This is a genomic window from Candidatus Alcyoniella australis, from assembly GCA_030765605.1.
GTDB lineage: Bacteria > Lernaellota > Lernaellaia > JAVCCG01 > Alcyoniellaceae > Alcyoniella > Alcyoniella australis.
On the sequence record JAVCCG010000095.1, the window covers coordinates 37,626 to 56,403 of the forward strand.

Annotated in this window: 19 protein-coding genes; 2 read left to right on the plus strand and 17 right to left on the minus strand. The window is 62.2% G+C overall.

Annotated elements, in window-relative coordinates:
* Positions 1-10: 10 nt before the first annotated feature.
* The 6 genes from P9M14_10870 to P9M14_10895 form a co-directional block, all read right to left on the minus strand.
* Positions 11-565 carry a hypothetical protein gene (locus tag P9M14_10870; protein ID MDP8256241.1) on the minus strand — a complete coding sequence of 185 codons (555 nt, stop codon included), beginning with the start codon at positions 563-565 and terminating at the stop codon, positions 11-13.
* 99 nt (positions 566-664) lie between these two features.
* Positions 665-1,045: a response regulator gene (locus P9M14_10875; GenBank protein MDP8256242.1), complete on the minus strand. Its 381-nt coding sequence runs from the start codon at positions 1,043-1,045 to the stop codon at positions 665-667.
* Between the two features lie 283 nt (positions 1,046-1,328).
* Positions 1,329-2,183, minus strand: coding sequence for a 3-hydroxyacyl-CoA dehydrogenase NAD-binding domain-containing protein (locus tag P9M14_10880; protein ID MDP8256243.1), 855 nt, complete (start codon positions 2,181-2,183; stop codon positions 1,329-1,331).
* A 22-nt stretch (positions 2,184-2,205) separates the two neighbouring features.
* Positions 2,206-3,393: an acyl-CoA dehydrogenase family protein gene (locus tag P9M14_10885; GenBank protein ID MDP8256244.1), complete on the minus strand. Its 1,188-nt coding sequence runs from the start codon at positions 3,391-3,393 to the stop codon at positions 2,206-2,208.
* 69 nt (positions 3,394-3,462) lie between these two features.
* Positions 3,463-4,953, minus strand: a complete 1,491-nt coding sequence (locus P9M14_10890; GenBank protein MDP8256245.1) for an aldehyde dehydrogenase family protein — start codon at positions 4,951-4,953, stop codon at positions 3,463-3,465.
* A gap of 2 nt (positions 4,954-4,955) precedes the next feature.
* Entirely contained in the window at positions 4,956-6,296 is a 1,341-nt protein-coding gene (locus P9M14_10895) for an acetyl ornithine aminotransferase family protein (GenBank protein ID MDP8256246.1), read from the minus strand.
* 195 nt (positions 6,297-6,491) lie between these two features.
* Between P9M14_10895 and P9M14_10900 the strand changes: the two genes are divergently transcribed.
* Positions 6,492-7,868, plus strand: a complete 1,377-nt coding sequence (locus P9M14_10900; GenBank protein ID MDP8256247.1) for an NAD(P)/FAD-dependent oxidoreductase — start codon at positions 6,492-6,494, stop codon at positions 7,866-7,868.
* 21 nt (positions 7,869-7,889) lie between these two features.
* On the opposite strand, the gene hypB is transcribed toward P9M14_10900, so the two are convergent.
* Genes hypB through P9M14_10955 form a run of 11 tightly spaced genes read right to left on the minus strand, consistent with a single transcriptional unit; the run spans position 7,890 to position 17,468 of the window.
* Positions 7,890-8,555, minus strand: coding sequence for a hydrogenase nickel incorporation protein HypB (gene hypB, locus P9M14_10905; protein ID MDP8256248.1), 666 nt, complete (start codon positions 8,553-8,555; stop codon positions 7,890-7,892).
* A complete protein-coding gene (locus P9M14_10910; protein ID MDP8256249.1) occupies positions 8,552-8,896 on the minus strand; it encodes a hydrogenase maturation nickel metallochaperone HypA in 345 nt (114 codons plus the stop codon). Before P9M14_10910 ends, hypB begins: the two co-directional genes overlap by 4 nt.
* On the minus strand, positions 8,896-9,909 hold the full coding sequence (gene hypE / locus P9M14_10915) for a hydrogenase expression/formation protein HypE (GenBank protein MDP8256250.1): 1,014 nt from the start codon (positions 9,907-9,909) through the stop codon (positions 8,896-8,898). The genes P9M14_10910 and hypE overlap by 1 nt, the downstream gene beginning before the upstream one ends.
* Entirely contained in the window at positions 9,902-10,996 is a 1,095-nt protein-coding gene (hypD, locus tag P9M14_10920; protein ID MDP8256251.1) for a hydrogenase formation protein HypD, read from the minus strand. The genes hypE and hypD overlap by 8 nt, the downstream gene beginning before the upstream one ends.
* Positions 10,989-11,240 (minus strand): HypC/HybG/HupF family hydrogenase formation chaperone, encoded by a 252-nt coding sequence (locus tag P9M14_10925; GenBank protein MDP8256252.1) that lies wholly within the window; start codon positions 11,238-11,240, stop codon positions 10,989-10,991. Before P9M14_10925 ends, hypD begins: the two co-directional genes overlap by 8 nt.
* 4 nt (positions 11,241-11,244) lie before the next feature.
* On the minus strand, positions 11,245-12,378 hold the full coding sequence (locus P9M14_10930; GenBank protein ID MDP8256253.1) for a hypothetical protein: 1,134 nt from the start codon (positions 12,376-12,378) through the stop codon (positions 11,245-11,247).
* A 15-nt stretch (positions 12,379-12,393) separates the two neighbouring features.
* The gene (locus tag P9M14_10935; protein MDP8256254.1) at positions 12,394-12,894 is read right to left on the minus strand and encodes a hydrogenase maturation protease; all 501 of its coding nucleotides are present in this window, start codon (positions 12,892-12,894) and stop codon (positions 12,394-12,396) included.
* Positions 12,891-14,333 (minus strand): Ni/Fe hydrogenase subunit alpha, encoded by a 1,443-nt coding sequence (locus tag P9M14_10940; GenBank protein ID MDP8256255.1) that lies wholly within the window; start codon positions 14,331-14,333, stop codon positions 12,891-12,893. Before P9M14_10940 ends, P9M14_10935 begins: the two co-directional genes overlap by 4 nt.
* 29 nt (positions 14,334-14,362) lie before the next feature.
* Positions 14,363-14,908 (minus strand): hypothetical protein, encoded by a 546-nt coding sequence (locus P9M14_10945; GenBank protein ID MDP8256256.1) that lies wholly within the window; start codon positions 14,906-14,908, stop codon positions 14,363-14,365.
* A gap of 11 nt (positions 14,909-14,919) precedes the next feature.
* A complete protein-coding gene (locus tag P9M14_10950) occupies positions 14,920-15,636 on the minus strand; it encodes a 2Fe-2S iron-sulfur cluster-binding protein (protein MDP8256257.1) in 717 nt (238 codons plus the stop codon).
* Between the two features lie 14 nt (positions 15,637-15,650).
* Positions 15,651-17,468, minus strand: coding sequence for an NAD(P)H-dependent oxidoreductase subunit E (locus P9M14_10955; protein MDP8256258.1), 1,818 nt, complete (start codon positions 17,466-17,468; stop codon positions 15,651-15,653).
* A 445-nt stretch (positions 17,469-17,913) separates the two neighbouring features.
* On the opposite strand from P9M14_10955, the gene P9M14_10960 reads away from it, so the two are divergent.
* Entirely contained in the window at positions 17,914-18,765 is an 852-nt protein-coding gene (locus P9M14_10960) for a formate/nitrite family transporter (GenBank protein ID MDP8256259.1), read from the plus strand.
* Positions 18,766-18,778: the final 13 nt, after the last annotated feature.

Genomic DNA, 18,778 nt, shown 5'->3' on the forward strand with positions numbered 1-18,778 from the left:
TCAATCGATCTCAACGGGCGCGCAGGCCCTCGATGATGCTGCGCGTTATCCGGCCGCAGTTGGCGTATTCGCGGCATTCGCCCGTGGTCTGGGCCGCCACGCTCATCACCCGCTGTTGGTCGGGATGCACGAAGGTGAACAGAAACAGCTCGTGATCCTGGCCCTCGGTGTTGTGTTGGATCAGCATCAGGTTGCCCTTGATCCGGCCGGCATTGAGCTCGCCCAGGTCCTTGGTACGCGAGTCGTCGGGACCGGCCCCGCCGATCAGCACGTAGGCCAGGTGTTGCTGTTCGCGCTGCACTGAGTTCGATTCGCCCTGGGTCTGCTTGGGGAGCAGCGTTACGGTCAGATTCGATCCGGGGCTGGCGTACTCGATCACCCTGCTCGGGCCGCCGTAATCAACATGCTTCATCTCGAAATCGGGCGGCAGCCAGAACACCAGATCGACTTGCGGATCGGTCACCGTGGTCCAATGATTATCGCCACTGGGGGAACAACCCGAAACGAGGATCAGCGCTTGCATGATTATCGCGAGCAGAGTGAAGGTCAGGGCATTGCGTATCATTGGGAATTGGGCACCTCGCGAGGAAAATATCACGCCGCGCTGGACGCGGCAAGGTCGAGCGAACGCGGGAAAAGGCGCGATTACCGCGATAAAGAGCGGTTATACAGAAAAGTTGAGCATGCTACGGACGATTTTGAGCACGTCCTCGTGATTGATCGGCTGGTGGATGCACGGCGCCTGACTGAAATGTAAAAAACGGAGCAGGTCATCGCCAATGTGCATCGGCACCAGGAACAGCAACTTTTTCAGATTCTCCAAGTCCTGCCGCCGTAGTTCGAAATAGAACTCCGGTCCGGAGATGTTGCGCATGGCAAGGTCAATTATATATACGTCGTATTTATTAAGGCCGATGTGGTCAATTGCTTTTTTCGCGCTGTTCAGCGCAATGGTACGGATTGGTAAGCTTTTGGCGAGCAACTCGCACAGCTTATTGCAATTGTCTTTATCGTCGTCGATGATCAATATCTTCTGTTGCTTCACGTTGCAAGGACCTCTTCAAATACAGGTGCGATAGAACTGATCAGGTTCATCTGACCTTTAAGTTTGACTGCAACACCTGTGCCGACGCTGACGATCCTTATATCAAACAGGGAGGCATAGCGCAATTAATTAGTGATTTAGACCAGTTAGCAATTAGGCATGCGATATGGTCAAAGATGATTGTCATGGTTTAAAAGTGTAATAAAAATAAGAGGCTGGATGATAATCAGGCAGTCAGAACGGGGCGAAATGCCCGGGGCGGCGTACACCCCGGGCAGTGACGTTACTCTTCGTAAGAGTAGAAACCTTTACCGGTCTTTCGGCCGAGCAGTCCGCCGGCCACCATGTTCTTCAGCAGCGGGCAGGGACGATACTTGGGATCGCCGAATCCCTCGTGCAGGCGATGCAGCGCGTTGAGGCAAATGTCAAGGCCGATCAGGTCTGCCAGGGCCAGCGGTCCCATCGGGTGGTTCATGCCCAAACGCATGGCCGTGTCGATGTCCTCGGCCTTGGCCAGACCCTCCCAAAAGCCGTAGATCGCCTCGTTGATCATCACCATGATGAAGCGCGTGCTGGCGAAGCCCGGGTAGTCCTTGACCAGGATCGGCTCCTTGCCCAGCTCGATGCCGAACTCGCGGGCCTGCTCGCAGGACTCAGCGGAGGTCAGCTCGCCGCGCACGATCTCGATCAGCTTCATCACCGGCACCGGGTTAAAAAAGTGCATGCCCAGCACCTTGTCCGGACGGTTGGTGAAGCCGCCGATGGCGGTGATCGACTGGCTGCTGGTGTTCGAGGCCAGGATCACCTCGGGCCGGCAGATCTTGTCGAACTTGGCGAACAGCTCCTGCTTGAGTTTGAGCGATTCGGGCGCGGCCTCGATTACCAGGTCACAGTCCGCGGCGTCGGCCAGATTAATGGACGCGCTGATGTTTTGACTGACGGCCTCGGCCTGATCTTTACGCATCCGGCCCTTGGACACGGCGCGATCGAGCAGCTTGTGGATGCGCGTTACGCCGCGTTGGACGAACAGTTCCTTGACGTCGTAGAGCACGACCTTGACGTCTTTGGCAGCGCACAGATAGGCGATGCCGTGCCCCATGGTCCCGGCACCGGCTACGAAAACTTTGTTGTACTTCACGATCTCCCTCCCATGCTAAAGATCAAACTGCAAATGGATCCTGCCCGGTGATATCGCGGGCGACGATCAGTTGGTGGATGTCGTACGTCCCCTCGTAGGTGTTGACCGACTCGAGGTTGAGCATGTGGCGGATCACCGGGTACTCGGTGGTGATGCCGTTGGCGCCGTGGATGTCGCGCGCCACGCGGGCGATCTCCAGCGCGCGTCCCACGCAGTTGGCCTTGGCCATGCTCACCTGCTGGTGGCGCAGCTTCTTGGCGTCCTTGAGCCGACCCAGCTGCATCACCATTAGCTGGCTTTTGGTGATCTCGGTGAGCATCCAGGCCAGCTTGTGCTGCACCAGCTGGTGCGCGGCGATCGGCTTGTGGAACTGCACGCGCTCCTTGGCGTAGTCCAGCGACGCTTGGTAGCAGGCCATGGCCGAGCCGGTGGCGCCCCAGGCGATGCCGTAGCGCGCTTGGTTCAGGCAGCTCAGCGGTCCGGCCAGTCCCTTGACCCCGGGCAGCAAGTTGGCTGCGGGTATCCGGCAGTCCTCAAAGATCAGCTCGCCGGTGATCGAAGCGCGCAGGCTGAACTTGTTGTGCGTCTCCAGCGTGCTGAAGCCCGGAGTGTCGGCCTCGACGATGAAGCCGCGGATCGCCTCATGCTCTTCGCCCGTAAGCTTGACCTTGGCCCAGACCACGGCCAGGTCGGCGACCGTGGCGTTGGTGATCCACATTTTGGCGCCGTTGAGCACGAAGCAATCGCCCTCGACGCGCGCGCGGGTGATCATGCTGCCCGCGTCGGAGCCGTAGTCGGGCTCGGTCAGGCCGAAGGCGCCGATCAGCTCGCCGGTCGCCATTTTCGGCAAATACTTGCGGCGTTGCTCTTCGGTGCCGTAAGTGAAGATCGGCCACATGCACAGGCTGGTCTGCACCGAGCAAAAGCTGCGCACGCCCGAATCGCCGCGCTCGAGCTCCTGCATGATCAGTCCGTAGATTACGTTGTTCACGCCCGCGCAGCCGTACTCCTCGGGCAAGTAGCAGCCCAAGTAGCCCAGATCGGCCATCTGCTTGGTGAGGTGCGCGGGGAAGGTGTGGTCGTTGAAGTGCTCGCTGATGATCGGCAGCACCTCGTTGTCCACAAAATGACGCGCTTGGTCGCGGGCCATGCGCTCGTCGTCGGTGAGCATGCTATCAACGTCGAAATAATCAACCCCTGGGAAGCCCATCCTTCACTCCTGTTGCGGTTGGTGCATCAGTGGCGGCGGTGATATCTCCTAACGCTGGATCTCTATTAATCAGTCCTCGTCGAGTTGGGCGCGCTGCAGGCGGCCCGAGTAATCGACGTAGATCGTCTTCCATTCCGAATAGGTGCTAAGCACCTCGGTTCCCGATTCGCGGTGGCCGTTGCCCGTGTTCTTGAATCCACCGAACGGCATGTGGGTCTCGGCGCCGATGGTCGGACCGTTGATGTAGGTGATGCCGCATTCGATGTCGCGGATCGCTTCGTGGGCGCGGTTGACGTCCTGGGTGTAGATCGAGCTCGAGAGTCCGTAGTCGGTGTCGTTGAGCACGTCGATCGCCTCGTCGAAGCTGTCGACCGGGATGATCAGCACCAGCGGGCCGAAGATCTCCTCGCGGGCGATGCGCATCGTGCGTTTGCCGTTGGCAAAGATCGTCGGTTCGAAAAACCAGCCCTTGGCAAAGTCGCCCGCGGTCATCCGCTTGCCGCCGAGGATCAGCTCGGCGTGGTCCTCGTCGCGGCCGATTGCCACGTACGACTCGACCTTGTTCAGCGCGGCCTCGTTGATCAGCGGACCGACGTTGGTCGACTCGGCGTTGCCCGGGCCGATGTTCACTCGCTTGGCGCCGTCGATCAGCCGCTGAGTGAACTCGTCGAGCACCTTACGGTGTACGATCAACCGGCTGGTCGCGGTGCAGCGCTGGCCGGCAGTGCCAAACGCGCCCCAGACCGCGCCCTCGACCGCCAGGTCGAGCTTGGCATCATCCATCACGATCTGCGCGTTTTTGCCGCCCATCTCCAGGCTCAGCCGTTTGAGATCGCGACCGGTGATCTGGGCCAGCTTGCTGCCGGTGGCGGTGGAGCCGGTGAAGCTGATCACGTTGACCTGTGGATGCTCGGCCAGGGCAGTCCCGGCCTTGCCGCCGGAGCCGCAGACCACGTTGAACAGCCCCTTGGGCAGCCCGGCCTCGGCGAAGATTTCGGCCATGCGCACGGCCGTGGCCGGAGCGTCGGACGCGGGTTTGATTACAACGGCGTCGCCGCAGATCAGCGCGGGGAAGGCTTTCCAGCAGGGGATTGCGCAGGGGAAGTTCCAGGGCGTGATCAGCCCGGCGACGCCCATCGGCATCCGCAGCGAGTAGGCCATCTTGCCCTTGAACTCGGCGGTCGAGGTCTGGCCGAACATTCGGCGTCCCTCGCCGGACATGTACATCGCGGTCTCGATCCCCTCCTGCACGTCGCCGCGCGCCTCGCCGATCGGCTTGCCCATCTCGCGCGACATCAGCTGCGCCAGTTGCTCTTTGTGCTCCATCATCTTGTGGTAGATGTCGAGCAGCACTGCGCCGCGCTTGGGCGGCGGCACCAGGCGCCATTCTTTGTACGCCGCGCGCGCGGCTTGGCAGGCGCGGTCCACGTCCTCGGGCCCGCTGGCCGGAAACTCGCCCACTACGTCGTCAATGTTGGAGGGGTTGCGGTTGAGAAAAGTTTCGCCCGATGCGGCGTCGCACCACTGACCGTCAATGAAGTTGCGATACTTGTCGACCATCTTCATTTCCTCCCGCGGTTGCTTGGCAGGTTAAGCGTCTGTTCGAAGATCTCCAGGGCCTTATCGATCTCGTCGGGGGTGACGACCAGGCCCGGCACGAAACGTACTACGTTATCGCCGCAAGGCAGCAGCAGCAGCCCGCGTTTGAAGCAATCCTGGATCAGCTTGTCGCGCAGTTGCGGATCGGGCTGCTCCTCAAGATCGACGATCTCCGCGCCGACCATCAGGCCCAAGCCGCGCACGTCGCTGATCCGCGGGCTGTCCGCGGCCAGCGAGTTTAGCCCCTTGGTCAGCCGCTCGCCCTGCACGCGGGCGTTTTCGATCAGCCCGCCGCGCAGCAGCGCAATGGTTTCCAGGGCCGCGGCGCAGCTCAGCGGGTTGCCGCCGAAGGTGCTGGCGTGGGCCCCGGGGCCCCAGTCCATCACGCTCTCCGGCGCGACGATCGCCGAGATCGGCAGGCCCGAGGCCAGTCCCTTGGCGCAGACCAGGATGTCGGGCTTAACCTTCGAGTGCTCCACCGCAAACATCTTGCCAGTGCGTCCCATGCCGGTCTGGATCTCGTCGGCCACGAGCATGATGCCGTGTCGGTCGCAGATCTCGCGCAGGCGTTTGAGATAGCCCGGCGGCGGCACGATGTATCCGCCTTCGCCCTGGATCGGCTCGACGAAGATCGCCGCCACCTCGTCGGCCGGGGCGATGGTGTTGAAGATTGTCTGCTCGATGTAGTCCGCACAGTGCAGATCACATTCGGGATGGCGCATGTTGTACGGGCAACGATGGCAATAGGCGAAGGGCACGTGCACCACGCCGGGAACAAGGCTGCCGAAGCCCTGGCGCTGGGTCGACTTGCTGGCGGTTAGGCTCAGCGCGCCCATGGTGCGGCCGTGGAACGCGCCGAGAAACGCGATCACCCGCTGGCGACCGGTGTGGTGGCGCGCCAGCTTGAACGCGGCCTCGACACCCTCTGCGCCGGAGTTGCCGAAGTAGACCGTCTTGCGCCCTTTGATCGGAGCTATGCTGCTTAGTTCGCGGGCCAGCTCGATCTGCGGCACGTAGTAGAAGTCGGTGCCCGACATGTGCAGCAGTTTGCCCGCCTGTTCGCGGATCGCCGCCACCACCCGCGGGTGGCAGTGTCCGCTGGCCGTGACCGCGATTCCCGAGGTGAAGTCGAGGAACTGGTTGCCGTCCACGTCGACTACCTTGTTGCCCACGCCGTGGTCCGCAACCAGCGGATAGGTGCGAGTGTACGAGCGGCTGATGTAGCGCCGATCAAGGTTGAGCAGGCGCTTGGCCTCGGGGCCGGGAAGACGAGTTTTAAGCTTGGGGTAGGTCAGGCTTTTCATGGTTGTCTGCCTCGAAGTGTGTGGCTGGGTTGCGGGTTTGGGGTATCACCGTACAACACACTGCAAATACCCTGTGGCGCGGCAAGTCTATCGCCACCCCTGGCACAGTTCAACCCCGGTAATTGGGCCCTTGAGAGCCTCGACGCACTTCGTCATAATCGGCGTTCGCCTGCTCGACACCAATGGAGGGTGCTGATGAATTACGACTACGACGTGCTGGTGATCGGCGCCGGTCCCGGCGGCTGTATTGCGGCGCGCGAGATGGCTGCGGCCGGATTGCGGGTCTGCCTGTGCGATCGCAGCACGCGCGAGGATCTGGGCAACCCGATCGTGATCGAACTCGAGAAGTCGATCTGGGATCCACTGATGGGCGGAGCGCCATTGGATCAGGAGATCCCATACAACGCAAAACAAGTAAACATCTTCTCGCCGCGCGGGAACCTCGGCATCGCAGTCAAGGACGAGGGGCTGATCTACGCGGTCTATTTACACAAGATCGTCAGGCGTATGGCCGAGCAGGCCCAGGCCGCGGGCGCACAGTTTTTACCGCAGCACAGCGCCACGCAGGCGCTGGTCGAGGACGGTTACGTGGTCGGCGCACGGTTCCGGGTCGGACGCGGCAGCGCGAAGATTCGCGCACGGCTGACGGTCGATGCCTCGGGTTATGACGCGGCCCTGGTGCGCAAACTCGATCCGCAACTGGGCATCGAGCTGCCCGAACATCGGCTGGACAATGTGGCGGCCGAGAACCACATCTGCAACATCGACCGCGAGGCTGCGCAGGAAGCGGTCAACAAGGGGTTGGCAGGCGACGAGCAGGTCTGGACCAAGCTGGCCTTTGCCGGCAACTACTCCACGGAGTTCGCCTTCCTCTCGCTGCGGCAGGAGCTGGGCTACATCCTGGTCGGGCTCAACGCGGCCTACGATCAGCCGACCCCCGCCGAGCTGATTAAAGCCTACGCCGCGCGCGTGGGATTTCTGGGTAAACGCCTGATCGGCGGCAAGGGACTGATTCGCGTGCGCCGCGCCATTCCGCGGCTGGTGACCGACGGCCTGGCCGTGATCGGCGAGGCGGCCTGCCAGGTGATCCCGACTTTGGGCAGCGGCGCTGCGGGTTCGATGCTCGCGGCGAAGTACCTGAGCCAGGCGGCGGTTGCGGCGCTGAACTACGGCAGGCCGAGCACTGCTGCGCTGTGGCCTTACGCCTGGCGCTATATGAGCGGTCGCGGCAGCGTGTTGGCCAGCTACGACATCACCCGCCTGCTGCTCGAACGCTTTTCAACCGAGCAGATGACGGCCTTTATCGAGGACGGACTGCTGCAACCCGAGGATCAGGCCACGTCGGTCACCGTGCAGCCGATGATCCCCAGCCTGTCGAGCATGCCGGCGCGAGCGCGCGGACTGTACAAACACCCGGATCTGCTGCCGCTGTTCGCGGGCCAGGGCCTGGCCATGCGCCGGGCGCGCAAGCTCTACGCGGCCTATCCGCGAGTCTGGGATCCGGAACTGTTCCAGCGCTGGCGTAAGGCCGAGCGCGAGCTGTTCAAACCAGCAGAGGCGTTCGGCTCCTGAATGTAAGCTGATCCAAGACGATCAGGCGTCGCGCTTCTGCCGGATCCGAGTCTCGATCCAATCGATCCAGCGTTCGAGCCCCTCGCCGGTGCGCGCGGAGATGCGCAGCACCTCGACATTGGGATTGGTGGCGCGCACGTTGCGCTCCATCAGGTCCAGGTCAGCGCCCAGGGCGTCGGCCGCGTCGATCTTGTTGAGCAGCACCAGCGACGCGCACTGGAACAGCAGCGGGTACTTCAGCGGTTTATCTTCACCCTCGGCCGCCGAGAGTAGGGCGATCTTGTGATCCTCGCCCAGGTCCTCATCGGCCGGACAGACCAGGTTGCCCACGTTCTCGATCACCAGCAGCTCCAGGCCATCGAGGTTCAGCGCCTCGATGGCGCGCTTGGCCGTGGGCTGCGGGATGTGGCAGGCGGTGACCCCGGCGCAGATCATTTCGACCTCGATGCCGAGCTTCTCCAGCCGGTCGGCGTCGTTGCGCGTGGCGCAGTCGGCCTCGACCACGGCCAGCTTGTAGCGTTGCGCCAAGCGGGGAAGGGTCTGTTCGAGCAGCGTGGTCTTGCCCGAGCCCGGCGAGCTGATCAGGTTTAGCGCCAGGATTTTACGGCGCAACAAATCCTGCCGCACCTGCTGGGCAATGCGCTGCTCAGGGCTGCGCGGGTCCTTGTTGATTTGAATCTCGGTCATTGATCCACCTCGATTGAAGTCACCAGCAGTTCCTTGCCCTGGATCAGCTCCATCTGCGATCCGCACTCGGGGCAGAACAGTATCGGCAGGTCCAGCTGGTGCTGTTTATCGCACGTCGGGCAATGGGCGATCATCGGCTGCAGCTCGATCACCAGTTCGGCCTCGGCCAGTGGCGTCCCCGGCCGCTCCATCTCAAAGAACATCTGCATCGCGTCGGGCACCAGGCCCTGGCACACGCCGATGGTGACGTTGACCTTGCGCACCACAGACTCGATCCGTTCGCGCTCGAGTGTCTCGAGCACCGTGTCCATGATCCCGCGGGTGATGCCCGGCTCGTGCATCAGCAGATCCTGGGCAGCCCGGCCTCGAGGGGCATTTCGATTACGCGGCGGGTGCCGATGGCGGTTTGGAGCACCACGCGTCCGCGGCGCTTGGCCGGTTCCACGTGGCCGATTTGGGTCGCGTTCTCGCCGTAGGGCGCGCTACGCACCGCGTCGAGCACGTCTCCTGCGGCCGATGGATCGACGAAAAGCAGGCACTTGCCCTCGTTGGCCAACGGCAGCGGATCCAGGCCCAGCACTTCGAGGAACGCGGCCACGTCATCGCGGATCGGCAGGTTCTGCTCCTGGATCACGTATTGCAATCCGGTATCGGTGGCAAACTCGTTGAGCGTGGCGGCCAGTCCGCCGCGGGTCGGGTCGCGCAAGGCGTGCAACTTATCGGCAGCAGCCTCATGCGCCGCCTGCACGATGGGCCACAGCGGCGCGCAGTCGCTTTTAAGCTCACCGCGGAATCCCATCTGTTCGCGCTCGTTGAGGATCGCCGCGCCGTGGTCGCCGATGGTGCCCGAAATCAAAATCGCGTCGCCCTCACGCACCTGCGCCGGGCCCAAGGGACCGGTCAGTCGCGGGCCGATCCCGGTGGTGTTGATGAACAGTTTGTCCAGCGCGCCGCGCTCCAAGACCTTGGTGTCGCCAGTGACCACCTCGACCCCCTGGCCGCGGCAGGTGTCGCCGATGGAGGCCATCACCCGCCGCAGGTCGTCAAGCGGCAACCCCTCCTCGATCAGCAGGCTCAGCGAGAGGTAGCGCGGACGCGCGCCGATCATCGCCACGTCGTTGAGCGTGCCGCAGACCGCCAGCTTGCCGATGTCGCCGCCGGGGAAAAAGATCGGACTGATGGTGAACGAGTCGGTGGAAAAGGCCAGCGGAGTTTCGATGTCTTCAATCAGTGCCGCGTCGAGGGTGATCGCATGCCCCTCGCGCCCTGAGAGCGCGGGCAGGATCAACTCGTCGAGCAGCTCCTGGGTCAGCCGTCCGCCGAAACCGTGTGCCAGTCGAATGTTGTCAGTCATCGTCGTTCTCCGGGAATAGATAGGCCGCGCGGCAGGTCCCCTCGTTGCCAACCATGCACGGACCCTGCGGGTGCTCGGGCGTGCAGCGGGAGCCGAACAGTCCGCACTGGTCCGGTTGCAATCGTCCGACCACGACCTTGTGGCATTGGCAGCCGGGCAGAATGTCGTCGGCAGGAACCTCGCTCAATCCGAGCCGCATCAAAGCGTCGTGGGCTGCGAATCGCTCCTTGAGTTTGAATCCTGTGCCGGGCAGTACGCCGATGCCGCGCCAGGACGCATCCTCGATGTCGAATACCTCGGCCAGAACGGCCTGGGCGCGCTCGTTGCCCGCGGCGCGCACGGCCCGCGGGTAGCAGTTAGCCACGTGCGGCTCGCCGGTACGCAACTGGCGCAAGATGGAGAGCAGTCCGCTGAGCACATCCACCGGCTCGAACCCGGTCACAGCGCTTGCCGCGTTGCATTGTTCGGGCAAAAACTCGTAGGCGCGGGTGCCGGTGATCACCGCCGCGTGTCCGGGAAGCAGGTAGCCGCTGATAAAACCGTCGTCGTCTTGGGCCAGGGTGCGTACTGCGGGCGGCACGTAGCGATGACAGCAGTAGAGCAGCAGATTGTCGGGAAGTTCGCCGAGCAGCAGCCCGGCCACGGGCGCGGCCGTGGTCTCGAATCCCACGCTGAAGAAGATCACCGTGCGCTCCGGATTTTCGCGCGCCAAGCGCACTGCGTCGCGTGGACCGTAGACAATGCGCACGTCGGCCCCTGCGGCGCGTTGCGACCACAGGGAGCCGGACTCGATCGGCACGCGTACGATGTCGCCGTAGGTGCACAGCATCGGCCGCTGATCGAGTTGCGCCAGGCTGATTGCCGTGGCAATCGCCGAGGCGGGCGTGATGCACACCGGGCAGCCCGGCCCGGCGATCACCTCCAGGTTGGAGGGCAGCAGCGAGCGCAGGGCAAAGCGTCTGATCTCGTGTTCGTGAGTGCCGCAGACGTGCATGATCCGCACGTGCCCAAGCAAAGCAGCCTCGTCCGCCAGCGCGTCGGTCAGACGCTGCACCAGCTCGCGCGAGCGCATTGCCGAGTCAGTCATTGTGCTCCGGCTCGATCATCCCGGGCACCTGGGCGTACTCGCGATAGATCTCGATGGTCTTGCGCGCCTCGTCCTCGTCCATGCGCTCGATGGCCATGCCTGCATGCACCAATAGATAGTCGCCGGGCTGTGCGTCGGGCACCAGATCGAGTCCGACCTCGATGGTCGTGCTGCCGCTGCTCACGGTTCCGACGTTGAGTGCCTTATCTACATCGATCAACCGTAGCGGAACTGCCAGACACATTTGCCTACCCCTTATCGCGCGGAAGCGGTTCGTGATTAAGGGCCAAGCCGATCTGCCCCAAGGCGATAGCCTGGTCGCCCACAGGCAACTTGTTCGACTTGAGATATTGCAGCCCCGCGGCGTGCAGGCGTTCGACGAGCAATCCCTCGAACAGGCTGTTGAGAAAACATCCGCCAGCGGCTAGCACCTTGTCGGTCGAGGCTTGCGCCGCCAACTCAATTGCAACGCTGGCCGTGGCCTGTGCCGCTGCGACGTGAAACGCGGCCGCCAGCTCGGGTGCATGTTCGGGCGCGCTCAGAGCGTCTTGGACCAGGTTGGGAAAGTCGATTTGCAGCAGGCCGTCGGCATTGGATTCGACCCTAAACGGCCACTGGGCGGTCAAACCGTGCACGTCTTGTTGCTGTGCCAAGTTCTGCAGGTCAATGGCGGGCTGGGCCTCGAATTGGGCCTGGGTGCGTACACCGAGCAAAGCTGAGACCGCGTCGAACCAGCGGCCAAGGGAGGTCGAACGCGCCATTGGCATGTCGCTGGTCAGCGAGCGCAGCAGCAGGTCCAGATCGCCCGGATCGACCTTGCGCAGTGCAAGCCAACCTTCGATGGTATCGTGGGGCATGCCGCGTTCGAGCAGCAGAGCCAGGGCGATGCGCCAAGGCTGTCTGATTGCCGCGTCGCCGCCGGGCAGGGGCAGGGGGGCGAAGTGCGCGCGCCGCACAAGACCATCGTCCAACGAGCCGCTGAACAGCTCGCCGCCCCAGGCCGTGCCGTCGTCGCCAAATCCCGTGCCGTCAAACGCCAGGCCGACAACCGGTTCGTGGTACAGCCCGTGTTCCAGGCAAACCGCGGCCACATGCGCCCGGTGGTGCTGGACCGTGATCAGCTCGATCCCGCGCTCGTCGGCGATGCGCTGCGCGAGCATGCTCGAGAAGTAGCCGGGGTGCGCGTCTCGTACAATGCCTGCCGGCCGGTGCTGTTCGACGAAGTCCTCGAGGGCGTCCTGATTGTCCGGGTCGGCCAGATCGCCGATCTCGTCGGCCACGTGCGCCATGCCGCCATCGGCCAGAGCAGGGCGGCACTTGAGATCGCCGCCGATGGCTATCAGCGGAACGGCGGTCGGGCGGGGTAGTTGGATGCTGACCATAGATGACACTCTAAATTAGTTTAAATCAGCAAACGATAAGTCGTCGGTGAGCGCGGTCTCGAAATCTTTAGAGAGCAGTAACGGTACGATGAACTCCAACGCGGCCTCGAGGTTGGCTGTTGCGCGCTCGCCCAGCCACTGGCCGAACTCGTTGAACTCGTGGCCGCGGATTCCCAATGCGTAGCCGCGGGCCTTGCTCTGGAACAGCTCATGGGCCAGGGCAAGCACCGCCGCGGGTTCCACGCTGTGGCTGCTGAAGCTCGTCGCCGCCTTGGGCTGGATTCGGCAAAAGAAAAACGGCTCAGGCCCTTTAACCGCGGCGTCAACGAAGATCACCACGTCGTGTTCGGCCACGGCCGCAGCGTCCTCCACGCTGAGCTGATAGTTGGAGTCCACCGTGACCTCTGGAAGATCCAGCCCGGTCAGCCTTTCAATCAGCGCCGGACCCAAGCCATCGTCAAGGCGACCCGGGTTGCCGTAGCCGATCAGCAGCACCCGGGTTTTGGAATCGATCAACCTTTGACTTTCCTGTCGACCAGATCGCCCGCGTGATCGTAGAGCTCGACGATCAGCGGCATTTGACCCATGGCGTGCGTGGCGCACGACAGGCACGGATCGTAGGCGCGGATCGCGACCTCGATGTGGTTGAGAAGGCCCTCGGTGATCTCGCGACCGTCGAAGTATTCATCGCAGACCTTCTGCACGGCGCGATTCATCGGCTCATTGTTGTTGGTCGTGGAGACGATCAGGTTGGCCATGGTGATCTGGTCGTTCTGATCGACTTTATAGTGATGGAACAGCGTGCCGCGCGGCGCCTCGAGCAGGCCCACGGCCTCGCCGCGACGCTCGCCGGTCTTGACCAGGTCGAGCTTCTGCAGATCCGGGTCGTGCAGCAGCTCGTTGATCTTCTCGGCCGAATGCAGCAGCTCGATCAGCCGCGCCCAGTGATAGGCCATCGAGACGTGGACCGGCTTGCCGTTGCCGAGCTCCATGAACTCCTTGCGTTCGGCCTCGGCCTCGGGAGTGTCGATGAAGTCGCAGCAGTTGATGCGCGACAGCGGTCCCACGCGGTACCAGCCGTCTTCAGGTCCGATCGATTTGATGAACGGGAACTTCATGTACGACCAGGGGCGGACCTCTTCGGCGATGTAGTCGGTGTAGTTCGAGTAGTCGACCTGGTCGAAGATCTTGTTGCCCTCGGCGTCGATGGCGCGCAGGTTGCCGTGATAGAGGTCCAGCGCTCCGTCCTCGCGCACCAGGCTCAGGTGGTTTGACTCAAACGTGCCGAAGCTGGCCAGGGTGCCCAGGTGTTCACGCGTGTAGTTCTTGCAAAGCTCCAGGGCCGAGCGCGACCAGGCGAGCATCTGATCGATGTCCTTGAGGAACTCGTCGCGTTCTTCGATAGTCAGGTTCTTGTTGATGCCGCCGGGGATCGCGCCGGTGCCGTGGATCTTCTTGCCCGCGGTGGCGCGGATGATCTCCTGGCCGTACTTGCGCATCATTACGCCCTGTACCGCCAGTTCCGGGAACTTTTTGGCCACGCCGATCACGTTGCGGATCGCCGGGTCGGCGTCAAAGCCGAACAGCAGGTCCGGAGAGACCAGGTGGAAGAAGTGCAGCGCGTGCGATTGGAAGGTCTGGCCGTAGTGCATCAGCCGTCGCATTTTTTCGGCGGTGGGAGTCAGCTGGTCCACGCCCACGATGAGGTCCATCGCCTTGGCCGCGGCCAGGTGATGGCTCACCGGGCAGATGCCGCACAGACGCTGGACCAGCACCGGCGCCTCCCAATAGGGTCGGCCTTGGACAAAGCGTTCGAACCCGCGAAATTCGACGATATGCAGCCGTGCCTGCTTGACCTTGTTGTGCTCGTCAAGCAACAGCGAGACCTTGCCGTGCCCTTCGACGCGGGTCACGGGCTCAATGGCGATTCGTTTTAAATTGGAGTTGGCTTCCACTGTTGGGCTCCTAGTGTCCGTGAGTTGGCTCAGTCGTACTTGATCAGCTCATAGGGCAGATCGAGCGGTTTGTCGGTCAGCAGCGCCACTAAAGCCTCCCAGAGCATGTCCGCCGGGGGCGGGCAGCCGGGGAGGTGGTAGTCGATTTTAACTACTTCGTGGCAAGGGTAGACGCGATCGAGAATCAGTGGCAGTTCGGGGTCGTTGGGGATCTGCCCGCTGGGGTTGTAAACCGTGGGGCCGTTGATATAGGCCTCGTCCAGGCATTCCTTAAGCGGGATGCCGTTGCGCACCGCCGGGATGCCGCCCATGATCGCGCAGTCGCCCACCGAGATCAGAATCTCGCAGTTGCGACGGAAATCTTGCAGTACGTGAACGTTGTGTTCGTTGGCGCAGCCGCCCTCGACCAGGCCCACGGCGCAGCGCCCCGTGAACTTCTTGATGTCGTTGATCGGCGACTTGTCGAAATCCACAAGTTCGATCAGCTTGAGAATGCGATCGTCGATGTCCAGCAGCGACATGTGGCAGCCGAAGCAGCCGGCCAGCGACGTTGTTGCCACTTTGGGTTTGCTCATTTGATTCTCCACTACTGGGCCGCGGATTTACCGGATTCGATATCCGATCCGATGGGCGTATTGTCGTAGTCGCGTTTGCCGATCGGCTTGGCAAAGCCCACGCGCTTGCGCAACAGCGCTCCCACGGGGCAGACCTCGGCGGCTTTGTCCGAGGCGGCCATGTCGGTGTCGGCGAGGTTGGCCTCGGAGTTGACTGCCACGCGCTTATCGCTGCCGCGGCCGACGAACTGGAATACGTTTTTACCGTCGACGTCGCGCGAGGCCTGGACGCAGCGGCCGCACATCACGCAGCGGTTGCGGTCGATGAAGATGTCCGGGTGCGTGGCGTCGATGTCGCGCTTGGGGAACATGTAGGGATACTGCGGCGCGGTGATGCCGAAGCGGTAGGCCAGGGCCTGCAGCTCGCAGTCTCCGCTCTTCTCGCAGAACATGCAGAAGTGATTTCCCTCGACGAAGTGCATGTCGATCAAGGCGCGGCGGTGCTTGTTGAGTTCCGCCGATTCGTTGGTGACCTCGATCCCGGGCGCTGCGGGCTGGGTGCAGGCCGCCTGCGGCCGGCCGTTGATCAGCACGGTGCAGATCCGGCAGCCGCCGTAGGGCTTGAGCCCCTCGCAGTAGCACAGGCGCGGGATGTACACGCCGGATTGATCCGCCGCCTCGATGATCGTCTGGCCCTTGGTTGCGGTGACCTCGACGCCGTCGATCGTGAATGTGAAAGTGTCGCTCATCTGTTTATTTCCTCTCAGTCGTCAAAGTGAACCGGCTGACGGCCCTGAACCCTCACTGCGTCGCCCAGCGCCTTGTTGATGTCGAACGTCGACTGCATGCCGTCGGTGACCTCGTGCAGCTTCGAATCGTACAGGGCACGGAAATTCTCGATCGTGGTCAGTATCGGGTTGGGCGAGGTCTGCCCCAGGCCGCAGCGGCTGGTGACCTTGACCGCCTTGCCAAGTTCGGTCAGGTAATCGATGTCGCTGGGCTCGCCCTGGCCCTCGCGGATCAAGTCGAGGCGCTGTTTGAGCAGCACATTGCCCACGCGGCAGGGGGTGCAGAAGCCGCAGCTCTCCTCGATGAAGAATTCCATGAAGTGCGAGGCGATCTCCAACACGTCGCGCTGCGGGCCGAAGACCATCATCGATCCGCCCGTGGCCAGGTCGGAGTAGCTGATCCTGTTGTCGAACTTGTCCTGGCCGATGCACTGGCCCGAGGGGCCGCCGACCTGCACCGCCACTGCGTCTTGGGCGCCGACCTCGGCCAGCAGCTCGGTGACCGTGACGCCCATTTCCATCTCGTAGACGCCGGGGCGCTCGATGTCGCCCGAGACGCTGAGCAGCTTGGTGCCCGGGCTCTCCGGGTCGCCGATGGCCGCGAACCACGCTGGGCCGTTTTCGGCCACGCGCGCCGCGCAGCAGAAGGTCTCGACGTTGTTGACGATCGTCGGCGCGTCGAGGTAGCCCTTTTGAGCGGGGAAGGGCGGGCGATTCTTGGGCTCGCCGCGTCCGCCCTCGGCCGAGGCGATCAGCGCGGTCTCCTCGCCGCAGATATAGGCGCCGGCGCCCATCTGGATCCGGATGTCGAAGTAAAACCCAGCCTTGCCGCCGATGTCCTTGCCCAGCAGTCCGGCGGCGCGACGCTGATCCAGGGTGGCCTCAAGGAACCGGCGCAGATAGGCGTATTCGCCGCGTAGGTAGATGATGCCCTCGCTTGAGCCGATGGCGTAGCCCGCTAAGGTCATGCCCTCGATCATCAGCTCGGGCATCTGGGTCAGGATCACGCGGTCTTTGAAAGTGCCCGGCTCGCCCTCGTCGGCGTTGCAGATCACAAAACGCCGCTCGCCCTTGGCCCTGCGCGCAAATTCCCACTTCATGCCCGTGGGGAATCCGGCGCCGCCGCGGCCGCGCAGCTTGCTGTCCTTGATCTGTCCGATCAACTCCTCGGGGCTGAGCTCGAGCGCCTTGGCCAACGCCGCGCCGGGCTGGTAGTCGCTGAAGATCACCTCGCCGGCCTTGCGCAGGTTGTTGCGCACCATCTGGTTTACCAGCTCCGAGGCGTTGTTGCCCTCGCCCGGCTGGGTGATCAGCGAGCGCGGGTCGCCGGTCTGCTTAAGCTTGCGCGCCATCTCGCGCGCGCTGTCGGGAGTCAGGCCGGTGACCACCACGTCGTTGACCAGGGCCGCGGGACACTGGTCGCACATTCCGATGCATGAGGTGTGCTCAAGGGAGATCATCGAGTCCGGCGTGGTCTGGCCAAAGCTGATGCCCAGCTCCTGCTCCAGCGCCTCGCCGATCTGCTGGGCGCCGCCGATGTTGCCCATCGCACAGTTCGATAGTCGGATGACAATTTTGCCCTGGGGTTGCTCGGAGAGAAAAGCGTAGAAGCTGACCACTCCCTGAACCTCGACGCGGTGTGTACCCAGCTGGCGAGCGATGATCTCCATTGCCTCGCCGCTGACGTGGCCGAACTTCGCCTGCACTGCCTGGACAACGTCCATTAAGCGCATTGGTGAATTGCCATAATCCTTGCACAAGGATATAATGGTGCCATTAGTGGAAGTTTGCATTGATTACCTCAACCGGATGTGCTTACTACGTTACTTGCCAGCAAAAACCAAACATTTAATTAGCATCTAAAAAGTCATAAGTCCACATGAAGAATGACAAATAAACGATAATATGTTGATAAAAACACAAATAATTCCTATATTGATATTAATTGGTCAAACAAGTCCGCCAGCCCCCGCTTCGGCCGTCGTTAAGAGCCGGTAACAAACCAAAAGAAAAAAACAATATCAAATCGAGCTTGTCGGAATCGCAAATAAAAGCTAGACTCCCGCGCAGTGAATGAGGGCTCATTCATAAGGCGGTTTGGTAGCCACCTATACCAATCACAGAAAGCAGACATAAATTATCGGCAACTGGCGATATGTCTGACTAGATGATCGGGCAACAAGTAGCGTGAGCCCATGATTGAAAAAACAACCCGATGAAACAAAAAGGGAGCGAGTGATGAGCGAGAAAATCTCTTTTGACGCTTTGATCCCGGCTGCGATGGCGAACAAGGCCGAGAACGTCGGAGTGGCAAAGGGTAACATGGACGCGATTTCCATGTTTTTCCTTGCCATTCTGGCTGGCGCCTTCATCGCGATGGGCGCCGTGTTCTGCACAACTGCGGTCACCAACGGTGGCGATCTGCCTTATGGCATTACCAAGCTGCTCGGTGGCTTGGCGTTCTGCCTGGGTTTAATCCTGGTAGTAGTTGCGGGCGCGGAACTTTTCACCGGCAACAACTTGATCGTGATGGCCGTTGCCAGCAAAAAGCTGCCGATGTCCAAGCTGCTGCGCAACTGGGTGATCGTCTACGTGGGCAACTTAATCGGCTCAGTGCTGACAGCCTACTTGATGTACCTCACCCGCACCTGGGAGACCGGTGCTGGTGGAGCATTGGGTATCACGGCCGTCAATATCGCCGGCGGCAAAGCCGGTTTGACCTTCGTCGTGGCGCTGACCCGCGGCATTTTCTGTAACGCGCTGGTCTGCCTGGCCGTGTGGCTGTGCTTCTCGGCGCGTAGCGTCGAAGGCAAGATCCTGGCAATCATCTTCCCGATCGCAGCGTTTGTCGCCGCCGGGTTTGAGCATTGTGTTGCCAACATGTACTTCATCCCGGCCGGCCTGTTCATCAAGTCCGGTGCGAGCCCCGAGTACTTGGCAGCGGCCAAGGATGTGGCGCTGGCCAACCTGACCTGGGGGAAATTCTTCATCGGCAACCTGCTGCCTGTAACCATCGGTAACATCATCGGTGGTTCCGGATTCGTGGGCGTTGTCTACTGGATCGTCTATCGCAGGAATGCAAAAGACTGATCGGACTACACGA